Here is a 19789-nt window from a genome sequence, read left to right on the forward strand (position 1 = left end):
TATGCAGCGCAAAAATCCCATATCACTATTCGGTATAGCCCTACTCGGTTTGGTCGGCTGTGTTATGTTTGCGCCGGCTGTGCAGGCGCAGCAGGTGAGGGCCTATGTTTCTGTTGACAGCGTGCGGATTGGAGACCGGTTCTCGCTGACGGTTGTTGCTGAGCATACTTTTGTTGCAGACCCTATTTTCCCGGAAACGCAAGCTGGCGCCGAATTCTTCGGAGACCTTGAAGTGCTTGCTGTACAAATGGCTGGGTCGCGCCTGGCAAGCGAAGGTGTCGCGGGTTCGCGCATCGATAGCCTGGTGTATGAAGTGGCTACATTTGCGCTAGATACAGCATTTGTGCCTTCTATCCCCGTGTTTTTTGTGGCTGATGCGGATACGACATTCTATGCGTCATTCCCCATCGAATTGCCCATCATTTCGCTTGTGCCAGAAGATGCTGATGGCATCAGAGACCTGGCACCCATTGCTGATTTTCCCATCAATCCGTGGCCGTGGATTTTAGGCATTCTGGCGCTGTTAGGCGTTATTGCCGGCCTGTATTACCTGTGGAAACGCCGGCGCGATGCATTGCCGGAAACGGTATTTACTGCTCCAGTGCCCCGGATTTCGCCGATAGAGGAAGCCATTGGCCGCTTGAGAACGCTCGAGAAAGATGCTGATTTGCAGGATGTAGCGCAGATTAAGCCTTTTTACGTTGAGTTGACCGAAATATTACGCGTTTACATGAGTCGCCGGCTCAAGATCAATGCAATGGAAAGTACCTCGCATGAGCTCATGCAGGATCTGAACAAAATGGTGCAGCGACGCAAAATAACGCCTGAAGCTGCCCATTTGTCTAAGCGCGTGCTGCATGTGTCTGATCTTGTGAAATTTGCAGATATACAGCCGGCGCCAGAAGTTGGGCATCAGGCCTTCCGGGAAACGCGGAAAATCCTCGACGAGGTAGAGGAAGCGCTCCGCCCTGTTGAGGCGCCGCCGGCCGAGACTGCCCCGGTATCTGATGGCCCGCCGACCCAGCCTGCAGAAGAAAGTGCCCATGAACATGTCGATCCCGTATAGCGATACGCTGGTGCAGCGGCTTGCCCAGGCGCGGCGGGTACTGGTATTTACTGGTGCTGGCATTAGCGCCGAGAGCGGCATTCCTACGTTTCGAGATGCTGATGGATTATGGGAAAAGTTCAAGCCGGAAGAACTGGCGAATGTTGATGCCTTCCTTGGTAACCCTGATCTGGTGCAACGCTGGTATGCCATGCGTCGTGAAGTGGTTACCAAAGCGAAGCCCAATCCGGGGCATCTAGCGCTGGTTGAACTGGAGCGTATGGTTGATGAGTTTATGCTTGTCACACAAAACGTGGACAACCTGCACAACGAAGCCGGCAGTAAAGAGGTGCTGGAATTACACGGCAACCTTACACGAAATTATTGTATCGATTGCAAAAAGCCGGCAGCAGCATTGCCGCCGATTGAAGAAGGCAAACCGCTGGCTTGTGTGCATTGTGACGGGTTCATACGTCCGGATGTCGTCTGGTTTGGCGAGATGCTTCCTAAAGGGGCGATGGAAATAGCCATAAACATGGCCATGCGATCAGATGTGGTGTTGAGTGTCGGCACCAGCGCCGTAGTCTTTCCTGCGGCTGACATCCCGCTCGTAGCCCGTGGCCACGGGGCCTATGTTGCCGAAATCAACATAAACGAAAGCGAAATTGGCCACGTATTAAACGAAACTGTTTTAGGACCATCCGGTACGGTACTTCCGTCACTGGTAGCTGCCGTCAGAGAAAGACGCGCGGCAACAACAGCTTAGATTGGATTTATGGAATTTGCGCAACCCAACTGGCTTTTTCTGTTACTCCTGGTTCCTGCCCTGATTGGCTGGGAACTGTGGCGGCATCGTTTCCGCTTTTCTGGATTACGGTTTAGCAATGTAGCGTCCGGTAAAAAAGCGCCACAGTCGATTTGGGTGCGTATTCGATGGTTACCAATTCTTTTACGCACCGGTGCGTTGGTATTGGGTGTGCTTGCCCTCGCCCGTCCGCAGGACCGCGATACGGTTCACGAACGGTTTGCAGAAGGTGTGGATATCATGATGGTACTGGATACCTCGACTTCAATGCGCGCGCAAGACTTTACGCCGAACCGTTTCGAAGCAGCCCGCGAGGTTGCCTCAGAGTTTATCGATGGCCGGCTCTCAGACCGGGTCGGGCTCATTGTGTTTGCCGCAAAAGCCTATACCCAGGCCCCCCTCACGCTCGATTATCCGTTTTTGCAGCAGATGCTCGGTGAAGTAGAGGTTGGGGTAATAGAAGACGGTACCGCCATCGGTACGGCACTTGCAATGGCTGTTAACCGGCTTAAAGAGACGGAAGCAAAAAGCAAAATCATCATATTGCTCACCGATGGCCAGAACAACCGTGGTGAAATTGATCCGGTTACGGCCGCTGAGGTTGCAGAAGCAATCAATGTGCGGACGTATACCATTGGGGTTGGGGCATACGGTGAAGCTCCGTTTATTATAGATCACCCGTTTGCCGGCCGCCAGCGGCGTATGGTCCCCGTTGAAATTGATGAGGACATGCTGCGTACTGTTGCCGAGAAGACAGGGGGTCAATATTTTCGTGCAACCAACAAGGAAGCACTCAGCACCATCTACGAAGAAATCGGTGAACTGGAAAAAACGAAAGTAGAAGAACGGATCTATACAGACTTTAATGAGCGGTATGCAGAATTTCTGTGGCCGGCGTTTATCCTCCTGCTGGCAGAAGTATTGCTTTCAACAACCCGATTGCGCCGATTTCCGTAAAGGATGAGTGGCTACAAAAAGCATGAATACGCTATATAAACGGTAAAAATGGACTGGTTACATCCTACTTATTTATGGGCATTGCTGGGCGTACCCGCTGCAGTTTTTTTGTTCTTGTGGGCAGCACTGCAGCGTAAACGCGCGTTTGGCCTGTTTGGTGATGCACCGCTGATCAATCGGCTTGCTGCTGTGGTAAGTACACGCCGTCGCCGCTGGAAAGCCGCCATTGTGGTGCTGGGTGTAATGATGCTTGCTGTAGCCCTCGCCGGGCCGCGATTTGGTACCAAGCTCCGGGAAGTGAAGCGGGAAGGCATTGACCTGATTGTTGCGCTGGATGTTTCGCTGTCGATGTCTGCTGAAGACGTGGCACCCAACCGGCTGGATCGGGCAAAAAACGAAATCAAGAAACTGCTCAATGACCTCCGTGGAGACCGGGTGGGCCTTGTTATCTTTGCCGGCGATGCGTTTGTACAGTGCCCCCTGACAACGGATTATAGTGCAGTAAAGATGTTTCTTGACGTTGCTGATGCTTCCATGGTGCCAACGCCGGGTACTGATTTTAGCGCAGCCCTTACGTTTGCCCGCAAGGCCTTTCAAGGTTCTTCAGAAGCAGAAGCGATTGATGAAGAGCGGACGCGCGCGTTATTGATTGTTTCTGACGGCGAGAACCACGTTGCCAATGTTGACCAGTTGATTGGTGAAGCGAGAGATGACGGCATCGTCATTTTTACCGCCGGCGTGGGTGAAACGGATGGTGTGCCGATCCCGGTGTACAGAAACGGCCGGCGCATCGACTACAAAAAAGATCGAAATGGTCGTGTGGTCAGCACGCGGCTTGAAGAGGCGAGTCTGCAAGAGCTGGCCAGTGAAGGGAGTTATTTCAGGATAGCGCGTACGTCCAGTTCGCTGCCTAAAATATTAGAGGCCCTCGATCGTTTAGAGAAAACAGAGTTTGGTGCGGACGAGTTTGAAGAGTACGAAGAAAAGTATCAGTGGCCGCTTGTTTTGGGTCTGTTGCTGCTTTTTGGAGAACGCCTGTTTTCCGACCGGCGTAAAAAATCTGCCGGTATTCCTGAGTAATTATTTGTAATACAGCCATGCGAATCCTGCTTTTTTTATTGGCCCTTGCAATCGGGCTTGGAGACGACGGTTCAAAATCGGGCCGTAAAGGCAATGAACTGTATCGGAATGCGGAGCATGAAAAGGCGGCTTCCTTGTTCTCTACCGGTATTGCAGAGCAAAATACCTCTGAACCAGGCACGGTACATGCTGGCCTCTGGAATAACCTTGGTGCATCACTGCACCGCATGGGGCGGTATGATGAGGCCCGACAGGCGTTTGGGAATGCCGTTTCGTTGGCGCCTTCAAATCTCGAAATTGCCCGCTCGTCTTACAATGCTGGCAACAACGCGTTTGAAGCCTACCAACAGGCAAGCCAACAGCAGATCGGGGGAATGGCTCCACCGCCGGGCGCTGCCCAGCAACCCGGCCAGCAACCTCCCGGACAGCAGTCACCAGGCCAGCAGGGGCCGGCACCCGAACTGGAAGGAATGCAGGGGGCGCTTGAGCATTATAAGCGCGCCATGCTCGCTGATCCGATGAACGAAGATGCCAAATTCAACTACGAATTTGTAAAGCGTCAACTCGAAAACCAGGAGCAAAATCAGGATCAGCAGCAAGAGCAGGATCAGAATAACCAGGACCAGGAGAATAACGAAAATCAGGACCAGCAGCAGCAAAACCAGGATCAGCAGAACCAGGAGCAAAATCAGGATCAGCAACAACAGCAGAACCAGGATTCGCAGCAGCAGGAAGAAAATCAAGAGCAGCAGCAACAGCAACAAAACGAGCAGCAACAGCAGCAACCACCACCTGATCCTAATAAGCTGAGCAAAGAAGAAGCAGAGCGTATTTTACAAGCGCTGCAGAATGAAGAGGAAGAATTGCTGCGCCAGGTAATGAAATCCCAGAGCCGTCCTAAAAAAGTTGAAAAAGACTGGTAATCGTTTGGACTATGCGTCGCTGTAAGTATCCCATATTCCCGTTTTTTCTCGCCCTGTCTATTATGGCATTGCCCGCTTATGCACAAGATGTAAGCGTGCAGGCGTCGGTCTCAGAAACAACCATTGGTACAGAAGAGGCCGTTACCTACAGTATTGTGATTCAGGGTGTGGCTGCCGGCGAAGTGACAGCACCCAGACCGCCAGAAGCAGAGGGGTTGGCGCTTCTACAAACTGCGCCAAGCACACAGCAGAGTGTGTCGATTGTGAATGGACGGATGAGTCAGAGTATAACGTACAAGTGGGCTTATCGCGCTGCTGGCGAAGGAAATGCCGTGATCAATGGTACGACTGTTCAGGTGAAAGGCAAGAATTACAACACGCAGGCTGTTGGGATAACCGTGGTGCCGCAAGCTGATCGGCCCCAGCGCCAGGCACGGCGCAACAGTCCCCTTGACCCTTTTGGCGCGTTTCGTCGTACGCCGGCTGCACCATCAGCAAATGAGCCTGCTGCGCCTAAAATTAGTAAGAACGATATCTTTATTCGCGCCCTTCCCAGTGCACGCCGGGTTGTACGCAATCAGCAAGTGAACATCGAATATCACCTGTATTTTCGGGAAGGCATGCAGCTGCGCCAAAGCCGGCTGGCTGATTCCTGGGATGCAGAAGGCTTCTGGCGTGAAGAACTGGATGTACAGCGCCGGCCCGTACCCAAAACCGTTGTAGAAAACGGATTGCGCTACAATACCATTGTGCTTAAACGCGTTGCTGTTTTTCCAACCCATAACGGCACGCTTACGGTTGATCCGCTCAAAATCGAAGCGGAAGCGTATGTGCCGATGCGCAATGTCGATCCTTTTGACCAGTTTTTCAGTTTTCGTCAGCGTTACGAGCCGGTAGAGGTTGCCTCTCCGAGCGTCCGTATTGAGGTGCTGCCCATCGACGAAACTGTGCCGGCAAGCTTCACCGGGGCTGTAGGCTCTTTCCAACTTGAGGCGCGGGTTGATGCCGAGGAGGTTGAAGTTGGGGAAACCGTGCAGGTGGAATTGAAGCTATCTGGTACGGGTAACATTGCAACCGTCGAATTACCTGAATTTGAGCCACCTGGCGTTTTTGAACAGTATGATCCGCAAATCAGCACGAGCATCGATCGAAGCGGCAATCGCATTCGGGGATCAAAAACACTGACTTACGTGCTGGTCCCGCGTTCGAATGGTACATTTCAGATTCCAGAAATCGAGATGAGCTTTTACAATCCGGCCCGAAATCGCTTTGAGACGGTTCGCCCACGGCCGAGCTCTGTGAAAGTGACGGGCACACCTACGGCACCGGCGTCAGCATTGCGTACTGCGTCAGGGCTCCCGGTTGACGATATTGCCGGCTTGCTGGCCGTGCCTGCCGGTTGGAAGAAGCTCGGCATCAAACCGATTCATGAACGGGGTTGGGTGTATGGATTGCTGGTGCTACCTTTGCTGGTGCTGGGAGGGTTTTACGCGCAGCATCGATACAATGCAAAGCTTGCCGGCGATGTAACCTTCGCCCGGGGCAAGCGTGCCCACCCTGTTGCGCGCAAACACCTGAAAAAAGCAGAAGAACTGCTTGTGCAGAAAAATGCCCGCGCGTTTTACGAAGAAATAGAGCGTGCATTGCTCTCGTTTGTTGGCAACCGCCTGAACGTGGCTGAAACAGGCATGACCCACCAGCAAATGGATGCCTTACTTTCTTATCAGAATGTTGATGTTGAAACGCGTAAGCAATTGATTGGCATGCTGCAAGAATGCGACCGGGTACGGTTTGCACCCATCTTGCCTGACCAGGAAGAGATGAACACGGCATGTGATCGAGTGAGTACCCTCATTGTCCGGCTCGATGAAATTTTCAAAGCGGTTCGGACCAGCTAATATGACCATCTTTAAACATCAGAGTGTACCCGTGAGGCCCCTGGTTTCTGTTTTTTGCCTCTTGCTGATGATGCTTGTATTAGGGAGCACCGCCGCGTATGGGCAAATAGAGACGGCTGTGCAGGCTTTTGACGCTGGCAATGAAAGTTATCGTACCGGTGATTATGCTGACGCATTGGCTGCATATGAAGAAGCCCTCGCCGGTGGCTATACGAGTGGCGCCCTGTTCTATAACATGGGCAACGCCCATTATCGCCTCGATCAGCTGGGAGAAGCTGTACTCTATTATGAAAAAGCGCGCTTGCTTACCCCGGAGAATGCGGAGCTGCTTCACAACCTTGAAATCATCAATACAAAAACGGTAGACCAGTTTACCCAGTTGCCTGTGCCCGCCTGGGTATCCTGGTGGCAGACCATGCTTGCGAAAAACGGCGGACGCTGGTTGTTTTGGGTCGGTATGCTGTTTTATTTATTGGCTGTTGGTGTTATCATTTACCGCATGCGCATGGGCGCGCTAAATCCATGGATACGCCGCCTGCGTGCTGTCACCATCTTGCTGGGCTGCGTATTTCTTTTTGCAGCGTTTGCTGCCTCCATGCAATCTGTCGAAGCCAGCCGTGCCGTTATTATGGCTGAGCGCGTGGACGTGAAAGCACAGCCCGATCCAGAGGGGATTACAGAAGTTGCCATCCACGAGGGATTGGTTGTCGATATTTTGCAGTACAGCGAAGAATGGATAGAAGTGCGTCTGCCCAATGGAGCGCGTGGCTGGGTGCCGGCTAACGTTGCCGAAACCATTTAGGCCCAGTTCGTGGCAAAAAGTTTGCGTTAAAAAAGTCCGCGCATCGTGTTGCAAGAAACGCTAACTTCTTTGTTCACCACCTGTTTAGCTCACCAGATCCCAAAGGGAAGAAATTGGAGCCATTAACCCATCATAATACCCACAATGGCGGATGGATCGAAGTCATCTGTGGGTCCATGTTTAGCGGAAAGACAGAAGAGCTCATCCGCCGATTGAAGCGCGCACGGATTGCAAAACAGCATGTTGAAATCTACAAGCCGGCTATTGATGCGCGCTTTAGCGAAACAGAAGTAGTGTCGCACGACGAAAATGCAATTCCCTCCATTCCTGTTCAGAATGCCTCTGAAATTCTGATGCGTGTCGGCGAAGCTGATGTTGTGGGAATTGATGAAGGACAGTTTTTCAACAACACACTCATCGAAGTCTGTTGTCAACTCGCCAGGGATGGCAAACGGGTGATAATTGCCGGGCTGGATCAGGATTACCTGGGTAAACCGTTTGAGCCCATTCCCAACTTGATGGCGGTTGCCGAGTTTGTGACCAAGCTGCACGCCGTATGCATGGTCTGTGGATCGCCTGCGAATCATTCTCAGCGCCTGAACGATGATGCGGATCGCCTCCTTGTTGGCGCTGCTGAAGCGTATGAGCCCCGTTGCCGGCGCCATTTTCATCCACAAAACGAAGAAGCTGCCCGGTCCAAAGCTGCGCCGGCCGCCAAAATGGCTGAAAAAAGCTAACCCCACAGGTCCGATCTAATAAAGACGGGGGAAATTTGTATCTTTTACCTACTGTCTGCACACTTGTCGACGCAAGGTTATGCGACAACTGCGTAATCTTCACATGGCACCCTTGCATTTGCGTTTCTGCATGTACAATTTAGGGTAGTGCATGGACGTCCGACCTGCGCTTCTCATTAGATCACCCTACCTCCCGAGGATGTACAATGGATACTACGAAAGAAGGCGGACCTGCCGCAGCTTCTGTTGATGAAGCTGTTGACGCAATGACTGCTACCCTGGCCCCCAAAGCGGATCTTACGAAGCGCGCTGTCGCGGCCATTATTGATTTTGCAATTGCCTCTGTATTGAGCCGTATTCCATTCATTGGATGGTTTGCCGGTATTGGCTATATCCTGGTCCGTGATGGCCTCGATGTTGAAATGATCAACCGGCAGTCTGTGGGCAAAAAGCTCATGGGCCTAAAAACGGTACGGCTTGATGGCGAAGCCATGGATGTGCCGGGATCTGTACGCCGTAACTGGATGTTTGCCCTCGGCACATTGGCCGGCCTGATCGCCTGGATTCCGTTGCTCGGGTTTTTAACGGTCCTGGCTGCCGGCATTATCAGCCTGCTGATTGGTGTCTACGAGGTCTACCTTGTTTTTACCGACAACGAAGGGCGCCGTTGGGGTGATACCTTTGCCGGAACAAAAGTAATCGAAACCGATGAATAGATAGCCTGCTGCTGCACGCTGTCCCCCGGACATTCATCACTGCATTCTCTTCCCTGCAACACTATGCTTGCACGGATTGACAAACCGCATCTTTGCACATGTCTGATCAACGCTATCTCGTTACTGCCAGGAAGTACAGACCGCAACGGTTTGAAGAAATTGTAGCACAAGGCCACGTTTCTGAAACACTCAAGAATGCCATTACCCTAGATCGGCTTGCCCATGCATACCTGTTTAGCGGTCCACGTGGCGTAGGCAAAACTACCGCGGCGCGTATCCTGGCAAAGGCAATCAATTGTACGGCGCCGCTTACAGATCGGGATGGCGGCGAGCCTTGCCGGGTTTGTGAGTCTTGTAAAACGTTTGAAGAAGGCCGCAGCCTCAACATTATCGAAATTGACGCTGCATCGAATAACAGGGTAGAAGACATCCGCGACCTGCGGGATACGGTAATGATTCCGCCCCAGGGCAGTCGGAAGAAAGTGTACATTATAGATGAGGTACACATGCTCTCCAATGCAGCCTTCAATGCGTTGCTCAAAACCCTGGAAGAGCCTCCGCCATACGCACTGTTTATTTTTGCGACCACGGAGCCGAATAAAGTGTTGCCGACGATCCTGTCCCGGTGCCAGCGCTTTGACTTTCGCCGTATAGCGGTGCCCGAAATTGTGTCGCACCTGGAAGCCATTTGCAAAACGGAGCAAATCCAGGCGGATGAAGCGTCGCTTATGTTGATTGCGCACAAGGGAGACGGCGCGCTTCGTGATTCGCTTTCTGCATTTGATCAGGCCGTGTCATTATGTGGTACTTCACTGGTATATCCGGAGCTGGCAAAGGCTTTTGGTGTAGTGGATGTCGAGCTCTTTTTTGAGGTGTCGCAGTACGTGGCAGGCGGCAATAGCGCCGGCTTGTTACAATTGGTAGACCGCATTATTCGGCAGGGATATGACCTGCAAGAATTCCTTATCGGGTTGTCTGCACACCTGCGCAACTTACTTGTTGCACATACCACGGGCCAGACCGGTCTGATTGAAGCAGCTGAAGCCGTAAAAGCGCAATATGCCGAAGAAAGCAAACGGCATACTGAACCAGATTTGCTGCGTTTGCTGATGGTTGTTGCTGATGGTGAAGACAAACTCAAAACGAGTGCACAGCCCCGGTTGCAACTGGAACTGACCCTCCTGAAAATGGCTGCGATGGCGCACGCTGTTGACCTTAAACAAGCCCTTGCTCGCCTCGACCAACTGGGGGGCGCGACAGGCGGTAAAGGTGGGCCATCTGCTGGTGATAGTTCTGCAGCAGGGAAGGCATCAGGTGGCACTACGCCTGGCGGCACAAATTCTGGCGGTGGCGCACCCCAAGGAGGTGCAATTCCTGTACAAACACAGCCAGCGCAGTCCGTTGTAGCCAAAATGGTTGTATCAGATGCACCGCAACAGGGCAATACTGCGCAGTCTGCTACTGTGCAACCTGCCTTAGCGCAACCTGCTGTACCGCAACCTGCGCCAACGGCACAAGCTACACCGCCTAAAACCGAAGCACCTGCTGTTGTGCCGCTCGCAGCGATGCCGCCGGCACCTGCACTACAACCAAAAACTGAGGTGCCTGCGCCGGCTGCTGAGCCGCTTGCAGCGATGCCACCAGCACCACAGCCCGCGCCGGCAGATCCGGTGTCTGAGTTGGCTATGTTGCCGGCAGAGCATCCCATTAATGCGCCGTCGCCAGGCATGCTGCCTGTAGAAGAAGCACAACTGGCAAAACCAGTGATTGCAACGCCTGTGGCCCTGCCTGCACCGTCATCTGCGCCTGAGGTTGCTATTGAAGTGCCGACCGTATCACCTTCAAAGCCAGTGCCGGCTGCATCCGGACAATCAAATAACTACCTCGGCCTGTTTGGCGCGCCGGCCCTCAGAAAAGTACAGCAATCAGATGTGCCGGTACCCATCGCTGCGTCTGACGATTCGCCTGTGCTGTCTGATAGCGCGCCTTCAAGCGAACTCGCGGAAATAACCGCGCACTGGGATGCGTTTCTCAAACATATTCAGGGAGAGCGCATCCATGTAAGCGCGCTCTTACAGCACACCCGCCCAATTCAGTTGCAGGAGGAAACTCTTGTTCTTTCTGTGCCTGACGACTTTCATAAACGCATGTTGTCGAATCAGCAAGAGTTCTTGCTGGATACCCTGTGTAATTTTGTGATGGTACCTGTGGAGCGGTTGGGGTTTGTCATTGATATGATGGAATCTGAAGAGTTGCTGCAGCAGGAAACCGCATCAGAAATTGATCCGTACGAATACATGCAAAAAAAGCGTAATGAAAGTCCCATCATTCGCGCCTTGTTTGATGAATTTGGCGGCGAAATGGTGTGGTAACCAATTCACTGGAGATATATTATGTCTGATGAAATGAATATGGCCGATATGTTCGGCAAGATGATGGATATGCAGAAGAAGATGACCGAAGCCCAGGAAGCGCTCGGCGACAAATCGGTTACTTCTGAAGCGGGAGGGGGCATGGTTAAAGTCACGGTAAACGGGCTCCAGCGTATCACCTCAATCAAAATTGAGCCGGAAGTCATCGATGCTTCTGATAAAGAGTTGCTGGAAGATCTGATTATCGCCGGCGTCAACAAAGCACTCGATGAGGCAGCGCACCTCGCCAAAGGTGAAATGTCTAAAGCCGCCGGCAGCATGTTGCCACCCGGATTCGACTTGGGCTCGATGGGTCTCTAAACAGCACAGCAAAAATAAATATATGGGTGTGACAGATTGATGGCATAGTGATGCCGTAGTTTGTTCACCCTTTTTTCCTGTTAACCACTCCATCACACCTATGCAGTTTACTTCAGAAGCCGTCGAAGTGTTGGTGGAGCAATTTACCAAGTTGCCAACCATCGGTCGAAAGACGGCGCACAGGCTCGTAGCATACGTGCTCAAAATGCCCCGTGAAGAGGTCGTTGAGTTTGCGAAAGCCCTGGTCGCCGTCAAGGACAAGGTCAAACAGTGTACGGTGTGTTACAACGTCACTGATACGGAACTCTGCCCAATTTGCCAGTCGCATAAAAGAGACAAAACCCAGATCTGTGTTGTTGAAGAACCCAATGATGTAATTGCCATCGAGCGCACCAATGAGTACGGTGGCGTATATCACGTATTGGGTGGCGTAATTTCTCCGCTGGATGGTATCGGGCCAGAAGATTTGCGGGTGCGAGAACTCGTTGCGCGATTACAACACTTACCTGCTGAGCCAGATGCGCTACAGGCGCCCGATGAAGAGGGGGAGGCCCCTGTGCAGGAAGTTATCCTCGCAATGAATCCCAATGTTGAAGGAGATACCACCGCCTATTATCTCTCTCAGCTCCTGAAACCCTTTAACGTTAAAATCACACGAATCGCGCGGGGGCTGCCCATTGGTGGCGACCTTGAATATGCAGATGAAGCGACGCTTTCAAGAGCCATTGAAGGCCGCGTTTCACTCTGATGCTTACCGCAATGATCGCTGTAATGTTGGCCCCTAAACACGCATAACCTATGCTGAGTAGACGCGCAACGCTTCTGCTTTTTGTACCCATTTTACTTCTCCTGCTCGGGTATGTCCTTTACCCAAGCCTGCGAACCTTTGTCCTGGGTGCAGATGTCGAGAATTATAGCAAAATGTTTGCCTCCTGGCGGGCGGCCAATGTGCGGGCATTGATTAATTCTGTTGGCATTTCGCTGGCAACGGTTCTAGGCGGCGGCTTGCTTGGCACATCGTTGGCCTATTTCTTCTACCGGTACGACTTCCCGCTGCGCAAAACCCTTATGTCGATTGCAGCATTGCCCCTTGCTTTGCCGCCGTTGGTTGGTGTGCTTGCCTTTCTGTTTCTGTATGGAGAGAGTGGGATTTTGCCAAGGGGATTAAAAATGCTATTCGGCCTTGAGGAAGTCCCGTTTGCGTTTGAAGGGTTGTGGGCGGTTTTGTTTGTACACATCTACACCATGTATGTGTATTTCTATCTGTTTGTGACGGCCGCATTGCGTGGCATTGACGGAAGTTTACTGGAAGCATCAGCCGGCCTCGGGGCTGGCGCATGGACCACGTTTTGGCGCGTAATTGCACCCCTGTTGCGCCCGGCGCTCATTAGTGCGGCGCTGCTGGTATTCATGATTTCTATGGCGTCCTTTACCGCGCCACTGCTGTTTGCCGGCACGGAGAATTTCATGACGTTGCAGATCTACAACTATAAAGTTAACGGAGACCTCTCTTTTTCTGCCTCTGTCTCTACCTTGCTTACGCTTATATGCCTTGTGTTTCTGGTGATGATTGAATGGACCAACCGGAAGTCGCAGGGCACCAGCGCCATCAAAGGCACAGGGGCAGCCTCCATCCCCGTTCAGCGTGGCTTCGCCAGGATTATGTTGATTGGCGGTGCATTATTCTTACTGCTTTTCCTCTTGCTCCCGATTGCAACCGTGATTCTCATATCGTTTGCTGAAGAAGGGAGCTGGACCTTTCAGCTGTTGCCCGAACGGTATACCCTCGCCAATTACACGTCGTTATTTGCAGACCCCAAAATACTGGAGCCAATTCTCAACAGTTTGCGGATGGCAGTGCTTGCTACAATAGGCAACATGATTTTTGGCGTTGCAGCTGCGCTGGTCATTGCAAAAGGGAAAATACGCGCACCCGGACGCGATTTAATTCGTATTCTTGCTGTGCTGCCGTTTGCTATTCCGGGCACCGTCATCGCAGTTAACATGATTGTGACGTTTAATGCGCCTTCTGCGTTGTCTTTTGGACAGATCCTGGTAGGTTCATTCTGGATTTTACCGCTGGCCTACTTCATCCGCCACATTCCTTTTGTTGTACGTGCAACCCTGGCAGCACTCGAAAGCTATGATGATCGGCTGACAGAAGCTTCTGCTGATCTGGGAGCAGGTTTTGGGACAACGTTCCGACACGTTATGTTGCCGCTGATTAGTGGGAGTATTCTGGCAGGCACGCTGCTTACTTTTGTGACGGCACTTGGGGAGTTTGTCTCCTCTATTGTGCTGTACATTTACAGCAATCGCCCCATTAGTGTGGAGATATTGGCCCAACTGCGTCTTTACGAGTTTGGGTCGGCAGCAGCTTATAGTGTGTTTTTGATGCTGCTTATTGGCCTGGCAACCCTGCTGGTGCGCCGGCTGGGGGGGCCAACTTCCGTGCGTAAGGTGTTTTAGGCATTTACCAGCCGAGCCGCTTCTTTTTTGATCGTGAGGGCACCGGTCGCGCGACCATTTTCTGCTTCTGCTTGAGCTCAACCCAAATGGGGCTCACGTCGTGCAGCCACCATTTCAAGGTTACCTCGCTGTTGGGTTCTCTTTCGTAAAACCGGCCCTTTTCCTCCGTAACAATTTTTCCTGTGTAAATATCGGTCCAGCCTTCTGGGCTTGGCGCCAGGATGCCGCGAACCTTTTTGTTGTCTTTGTTAATCAGGAAAATGAATGCAAGATCTGGCTCCTTTACATTGGTTTTGCTGCCAAAGAGCAAAACTTTCTGCGCCTGATAGGTTGCGAGGGCCCGTACCAGTTGTGTCCGGTTTTTGAGGGTAGACAATGCCGCTATGCTTTGTGGCACACGCGTATCGTAGGTGCCAGCTTCAATAATGGCTGACTGTACTTCCAACTGGTCTTCAAGCAGCGCAAGGTCAACTATAGAAGTGTCCAGAGAGGTCTCTTCCGCGCCTTGTTCTGCCGTGAACGATTCTTCCAGCGGTGGAGTTGGCAAATACAACGCCAGGGCTGCTGAGTCTTCAGCAAATACTATTGTCTCTGATGATCCTTGCTGAGGCTCTGGAAGCAGTTCTCCTGTTTCCGTTTCCAGTGCCAGGAGATTTTCAATGACCGTCACATCTTCTGCAGTCCAATCTTCGTCGGATTCAAAATACGGGTTGTGCTTTGCTGTAAAGTGGTCTGAAAATTCTATGGCCAAGGTATCTGTGCGCGCAATTTGGTCGCCGTTTTCGATAGCATCTGATGCTGTTAGCCCTGCTTGCTGCTGTGTTTGCTCGGGAATAGCAGTTGGTTCATATTCCCTGACGGGCGTGGCAGTACTGCCAGATTGGCCTTCTGCCAATACGGGCGGGCCCATGGGGAATGCGGCCTCTGCAGTGTGCTGCTGACCGTTTGCGCGATTTGGCGGCAATTCTGTAAGCGGAATAAGCACCAGCGCAGTGAGGATAACAAGGGTCATTATTGCAGAAAGCGGATTCATCATGGCCTTTATCGGGTTTTCCCGTTTTTCAGGCTTGATGATGTGGCTTTCCCCATACATGGTTACTGTTGGAGAAGGATCGATGAAAGGCAACAGCGCGCCGGCCGCTGGATTGGTTGGTCGCCGAAACGACATGGCCAGGTTGGTTTGGGCGTTGTTTCGAAACTGGTCTGCCAGCGTTCCTGCTTTTTCGAGATGTTGTGATACAATGGTGTCAGCCGGCTCGGCACGCATGAGCGAAGTGCTTTCGGGCAGGCCTTGCTGTAAGGCGCTGGCGAGCTCTGTACCGTCCTGAAACCTGCGCTCAGGTGATTTCTCGAGGCATTTATTGATTAAGTCGCACAACCACGGCGGCGCATCCGGACGGTGATTCCATATGTCTTGGGGCGCTTCATGGATGACCTTCTGTATGAGAGCAAATCCATTGTCATCCATAAAGGGCAGCCGGCCAGTAAGGCTTTCATACAGAATGACGCCGAGGCTGTACAAATCACTGCGTGCATCGAGTTGGGCGCCTTTGGCTTGCTCGGGGCTTATGTAGGCCGGTGTACCGAGCATGCCGCGGGTCAGGCTGCTGTCCTGGTCGATCTGCGCAATCCCAAAATCAGCAATTACTGCGTTCCCGGCACGATCTATAATAACGTTGGCACTTTTGAGGTCGCGGTGCAGAATCTGCTGATGATGCAGATAAGCAAGCGCCTTGGCCATTTGGATGCCCCAGCTAATTGCCAGTGTGATATCGATTTGTCCCGTATGCAGGATGCTATTGGCGAGTGTATCGCCATCAACATATTCCATTGCAATGTAGGGGATGCTTTGCTCGATGCCGGCATCATAGACGGTAACAATATGCGGATGGTTCAAGGTGCCGAGGGCGCGCGCCTCGCGAAGGAAACGCTCTACGAAGACCTCGTTCTGTGCCAGTTCTCGTTTTGGGACCTTAAGGGCAACCTCTCGATTGAGAATGTTATGGTGTGCCAGATAGACCGTACCCATGCCCCCCGAGCCAAGGGTGCGCTCGATGTTATAGCGAGTAAACTGTGGGATTTCGTTCAGATCCTGCATTTCGCAGTAAATCGGCCTTTTAAAGGTGCTCTTTTTGCATGAGCACACAATTCAATGAATAGTTACGGATTACAGATTGGCAGTCTCAAAAGAATTGACTCGTCTCAATTATTTGGAAGGGGGGGAGCATATGAGACGCCATTCGACGCGTAGTCACCGCAAATCTGCTGCTTTTTTGCAACACGCTGTGGTTACGCTATTGCCTAACACAACTTGTGCCAACTTATCATGAACAACGAAGCTCAGCGATACTTTTTCTGGATTGTAGTTGTTGGCGGGCTGATTTTTTCGTTAAACGCTACCCCGGCCCAGGCGCAGTACCGCTCTCTGGGGGTTGGTGGGATGTTTGGCAGTCCGACAGGGATCAGTTTAAAAAAGTGGTTCTCCCGAAAGACAGCGTACGACGCCGGCGTTGCGTGGTCTTTGAGCAAAGATCCCGGCATACACCTGCACAGCGATTTGTTGATTCATCGCTCAGATTTTGACGGAATGGAGGAAGGACGCAGCTACGTGTACTACGGCATTGGGGGGCGTATCAAGGCTGCCCAGGACGATCCGCGAGCAGGGGTACGTATTCCGATTGGCTTTACATTTATCAACCCGGAAGAGCCCATCGACACGTTTATCGAAATTGTGCCTGTGCTCGATATCCTGCCGCGTACCCGATTTGCGATGAACGTGAGTATCGGCGGACGATTTTATCTGGCCGGCAACAGAAGCAGGTACTAAGCCGACCACCTTTCCTGTAAGAAGAGCGTAGAAGACAGCGTGTCTGGTACAAGTTGAATAGCGCAGACGGTGCTGGTCAAGCAGTACTATTTAGGAGGAAGCAGCAGCTTTCTTGGCAGCTTCAATTTTGAGCTTGCGCTTCTTGTTTTTCTTCAGGCGTGCTTTGCCGAAAGAACCGTTTACAATTTTGCCTCGCTTCGTTCTGCGGTCACCTTTACCCATGGTACCTTACCTGTTCGTTGTGATGGAATTTTCAAACATGCTGCCTCTGTACTTGTACGGCGTGTCCGATGTTTCAATACCGCGTGGTTTATGGCGTTAACTGTGAACATTGTACGAGATGTTCACAGTATGGGAACTGGATAATTCCAGATCGGTCCGAGCGATTGACTCCCCGCTAGTACGTACACACGTATCCCACTATGAAAATCACCGTTATTGGTGCTGGTGCAATTGGCTCAGCCGTTGCGCAGGACCTCCTGGCGCGCGACGAAGTGACCCTCGTGCAGGTTTGTGATGCGCACGCGCGCTTGCTAAAAAAGCTGCAAGATTCTCTTAAAAACCCCAAGTTGCGGTCTTATCAGATCGACGCGCGCGATGCGCGGGTTTTGTCGCCAATTTTGAGCGGCAGCGATGTTGCTATTGCCTGCATTTCGCCGGCTATGAATCCCCAGTTGGCCCGGCTATGTGTTGACCTTGGTGTCAATTTCTGTGATCTCGGCGGTGAAGATAGCCTTGTCCACGAAGTACTTGCACTGAACGAAGAAGCACGTTCAAAATCGGTATGGGTTGTGCCCAATTGTGGGCTGGCGCCTGGGTTGGTTAATATCCTTAGCCGCGCTGGTATTGCCCAGTTTGACGAAGTTGATGTGGTTCGATTGCGGGTAGGGGACGTACCGCTAAACCCGGAGCCGCCTTTTAATTTCAGGCTTTCCTGGTCTGCTTCTAAAATCCTTGATGACTACACGGAGTCGGTTCGTCTGATCGAAAACGGTGAAGTGGTTGAAGCTGATCCGCTTTCGCATGTAGAGCGGTTGCATTTCCCGGGGCCGTTTGGGGAGATGGAAGCTTTTTGTACCGCCGGCGGTCTTTCTGCGCTGGTTGATGATCTTGCAAATCACGTAAAGACGCTTGACCACAAAACTGTGCGCTGGCCCGGGCATGCAGATCAGATGCGTTTCTTGATCGGCCTCGGATTTGCCGAGCGTCAGAAAATTGACGTACGCACCCATCTCACGTATCGGGATGTGCTAGAGCGTAAAATGAAACGCCGGCTCGGCGGAAAGTACGAAGATGCTGTGCTGGTGCGCGTACTCATCAAGGGCCGGCAGCACGACCAGATTCGTACACTGGTTTATGAAATGATTGAACTTAGTGACCCCGATAAAAACCTGTCTGCCATTCAGCGCACAACGAGCATTCCGGTCGCTACCATTGCTTGCTTGCTAGGGCAGCGGAAAATTGACGGCGGTGGTGCTACGCCGGCTGAAAATATTATTCCGGGCGAAGAATTCTGTAAATTACTTGCTGACCGTGGTCTCGATATCTCAACCCGATGGTATGATGGCCGTATACGGGTGACGAGTGAAGAAGTACTTACTGCACCGGCGATAGGTTAACCTTAATTTAATCAGACAACCCGTGCCATAGGGTTGTCATCCGCGTATTATATCTTTTCTCCTCTTGTGGTTGTGTGGTCTGCGGTGGCTGCTCTGGCTTGCCCTGCTACATGGCTAGAACACGTGTTTGTATTAACACATGTTTACATTGTTTTACCCTGTTTAACCCTTTCAATTTCTCAGCATATGACGCATCTAGAACTGGCACAAAAACTTTATCAGATGATTGGCGAAGGCAAACTCGCAGAAGCAATTGACGAGCTTTATGATGACAATGTCGTCATGGTAGAGGCAAATGGCGATACCTTCGAGGGCAAAGAAACGCAGAAAGGCCGTCTTGTAGAATGGCAGAATGGCATCGAAGCCCAGCATGGTGGTGGTGTATACGCTATCACGGCCAATGAAGAAGCCGGCGTGACCATGGTGGAGTCCTGGGGAGATATCACATTTAAAGGTGCACCCGGTCCATTCAAGTTTGAAGAAGTTGCAGTGCAGACCTGGAAGAACGGTAAAATTGTACGCGAGCGTTTCTACTACAATGCTGCCGGTATGGGGCAGTAAAAACGCATACCTGCCAATTTGCAAAAGGGAAGATGTTTACACATCCTCCCTTTTTTATTGCCCTTTAATGCAAATGAATGTGCGATATGATGCTCACGATGCAGCGGATGTGTGATCACTCACAATAATCCAGCTTCCGTCGCGTTTTTCAAACATTAGGGTGAATAAACCGGTCAGGTCCTCCAATGGTGGCGTACGTTTTAACCTGAAGCGGCCAAAGCCGGTTGCCCATTGTTCTGAGAGTTTTTGTAACTCAAGATCTTCGAAGGTAAGGGTGCCCATCGCGGCTTTGTCGGGGTAGGTGGCCAGGTAACGCGCCAGGGTTTCATCCCAGCCGCGGCGAACATTGCCGCCCGAGGCGAATCGCAGGGAATCGCTTTTCCAGTACCCTTCCATGAAGGCGTTGATGTCGCCAGCATTCCAGGCTTCTACCTGGGTGTCTAGCAGGGCTTGCATGGCTGCAAGGGTTTCTGCTTCAGGCTCCTGGTCTGACGGCTTTTCAGCTTGCTGGGTGCATGCAGCTACCAGAACAACGGCGCCAAACGCAAGAACAAACCGGTAAAGTTTTGATTGAATCATGAGATTTTATGAATCCTTTGGTTATCAGCAGAACAAAAA

At 51.8% G+C, this 19789-nt stretch carries 19 protein-coding genes; 16 read left to right on the forward strand and 3 right to left on the reverse strand.

Annotated elements, in window-relative coordinates; genetic code table 11:
* Position 1: 1 nt before the first annotated feature.
* The 13 genes from AAF564_10040 to AAF564_10100 all read left to right on the forward strand — a co-directional run bounded on the left by AAF564_10040 (position 2) and on the right by AAF564_10100 (position 14164).
* Positions 2-1066, forward strand: a complete 1065-nt coding sequence (locus AAF564_10040; protein MEM8485878.1) for a hypothetical protein — start codon at positions 2-4, stop codon at positions 1064-1066.
* Complete coding sequence (locus AAF564_10045; protein ID MEM8485879.1) at positions 1050-1811, forward strand: NAD-dependent deacylase; 762 nt, start codon at positions 1050-1052, stop codon at positions 1809-1811. Before AAF564_10040 ends, AAF564_10045 begins: the two co-directional genes overlap by 17 nt.
* A gap of 9 nt (positions 1812-1820) precedes the next feature.
* Entirely contained in the window at positions 1821-2807 is a 987-nt protein-coding gene (locus AAF564_10050; GenBank protein MEM8485880.1) for a VWA domain-containing protein, read from the forward strand.
* Positions 2808-2855: 48 nt separating this feature from the next.
* Positions 2856-3887 (forward strand): VWA domain-containing protein, encoded by a 1032-nt coding sequence (locus AAF564_10055; GenBank protein ID MEM8485881.1) that lies wholly within the window; start codon positions 2856-2858, stop codon positions 3885-3887.
* 17 nt (positions 3888-3904) lie between these two features.
* The gene (locus AAF564_10060; protein ID MEM8485882.1) at positions 3905-4810 is read left to right on the forward strand and encodes a tetratricopeptide repeat protein; all 906 of its coding nucleotides are present in this window, start codon (positions 3905-3907) and stop codon (positions 4808-4810) included.
* Between the two features lie 11 nt (positions 4811-4821).
* Positions 4822-6708: a BatD family protein gene (locus AAF564_10065; GenBank protein MEM8485883.1), complete on the forward strand. Its 1887-nt coding sequence runs from the start codon at positions 4822-4824 to the stop codon at positions 6706-6708.
* A 1-nt stretch (position 6709) separates the two neighbouring features.
* Positions 6710-7510 (forward strand): tetratricopeptide repeat protein, encoded by an 801-nt coding sequence (locus AAF564_10070; protein MEM8485884.1) that lies wholly within the window; start codon positions 6710-6712, stop codon positions 7508-7510.
* Between the two features lie 113 nt (positions 7511-7623).
* A complete protein-coding gene (locus tag AAF564_10075; GenBank protein MEM8485885.1) occupies positions 7624-8247 on the forward strand; it encodes a thymidine kinase in 624 nt (207 codons plus the stop codon).
* Positions 8248-8453: 206 nt separating this feature from the next.
* On the forward strand, positions 8454-8963 hold the full coding sequence (locus tag AAF564_10080; protein MEM8485886.1) for an RDD family protein: 510 nt from the start codon (positions 8454-8456) through the stop codon (positions 8961-8963).
* Between the two features lie 98 nt (positions 8964-9061).
* Positions 9062-11335, forward strand: coding sequence for a DNA polymerase III subunit gamma/tau (gene dnaX / locus AAF564_10085; protein ID MEM8485887.1), 2274 nt, complete (start codon positions 9062-9064; stop codon positions 11333-11335).
* 21 nt (positions 11336-11356) lie between these two features.
* Positions 11357-11695, forward strand: coding sequence for a YbaB/EbfC family nucleoid-associated protein (locus AAF564_10090; GenBank protein ID MEM8485888.1), 339 nt, complete (start codon positions 11357-11359; stop codon positions 11693-11695).
* A 100-nt stretch (positions 11696-11795) separates the two neighbouring features.
* Complete coding sequence (gene recR, locus AAF564_10095; GenBank protein MEM8485889.1) at positions 11796-12443, forward strand: recombination mediator RecR; 648 nt, start codon at positions 11796-11798, stop codon at positions 12441-12443.
* 50 nt (positions 12444-12493) lie between these two features.
* Positions 12494-14164, forward strand: a complete 1671-nt coding sequence (locus tag AAF564_10100; GenBank protein MEM8485890.1) for an iron ABC transporter permease — start codon at positions 12494-12496, stop codon at positions 14162-14164.
* Positions 14165-14168: 4 nt separating this feature from the next.
* Here AAF564_10100 and AAF564_10105 read toward each other — a convergent pair whose 3' ends face one another.
* Complete coding sequence (locus tag AAF564_10105; GenBank protein ID MEM8485891.1) at positions 14169-16262, reverse strand: serine/threonine-protein kinase; 2094 nt, start codon at positions 16260-16262, stop codon at positions 14169-14171.
* Positions 16263-16490: 228 nt separating this feature from the next.
* On the opposite strand from AAF564_10105, the gene AAF564_10110 reads away from it, so the two are divergent.
* Positions 16491-16991, forward strand: coding sequence for a hypothetical protein (locus tag AAF564_10110; GenBank protein ID MEM8485892.1), 501 nt, complete (start codon positions 16491-16493; stop codon positions 16989-16991).
* 90 nt (positions 16992-17081) lie between these two features.
* Here AAF564_10110 and AAF564_10115 read toward each other — a convergent pair whose 3' ends face one another.
* A complete protein-coding gene (locus AAF564_10115) occupies positions 17082-17213 on the reverse strand; it encodes a 30S ribosomal protein THX (GenBank protein MEM8485893.1) in 132 nt (43 codons plus the stop codon).
* Between the two features lie 200 nt (positions 17214-17413).
* On the opposite strand from AAF564_10115, the gene AAF564_10120 reads away from it, so the two are divergent.
* Together AAF564_10120 and AAF564_10125 are read left to right on the forward strand one after the other, a co-directional pair.
* Positions 17414-18610 carry a saccharopine dehydrogenase C-terminal domain-containing protein gene (locus AAF564_10120; protein MEM8485894.1) on the forward strand — a complete coding sequence of 399 codons (1197 nt, stop codon included), beginning with the start codon at positions 17414-17416 and terminating at the stop codon, positions 18608-18610.
* Positions 18611-18796: 186 nt separating this feature from the next.
* The gene (locus tag AAF564_10125; GenBank protein ID MEM8485895.1) at positions 18797-19171 is read left to right on the forward strand and encodes a SnoaL-like domain-containing protein; all 375 of its coding nucleotides are present in this window, start codon (positions 18797-18799) and stop codon (positions 19169-19171) included.
* A gap of 93 nt (positions 19172-19264) precedes the next feature.
* On the opposite strand, the gene AAF564_10130 is transcribed toward AAF564_10125, so the two are convergent.
* Positions 19265-19750: a nuclear transport factor 2 family protein gene (locus tag AAF564_10130; protein MEM8485896.1), complete on the reverse strand. Its 486-nt coding sequence runs from the start codon at positions 19748-19750 to the stop codon at positions 19265-19267.
* Positions 19751-19789 lie beyond the last annotated feature (39 nt).

This window comes from Bacteroidota bacterium (genome assembly GCA_039111535.1).
GTDB lineage: Bacteria > Bacteroidota > Rhodothermia > Rhodothermales > JAHQVL01 > JBCCIM01.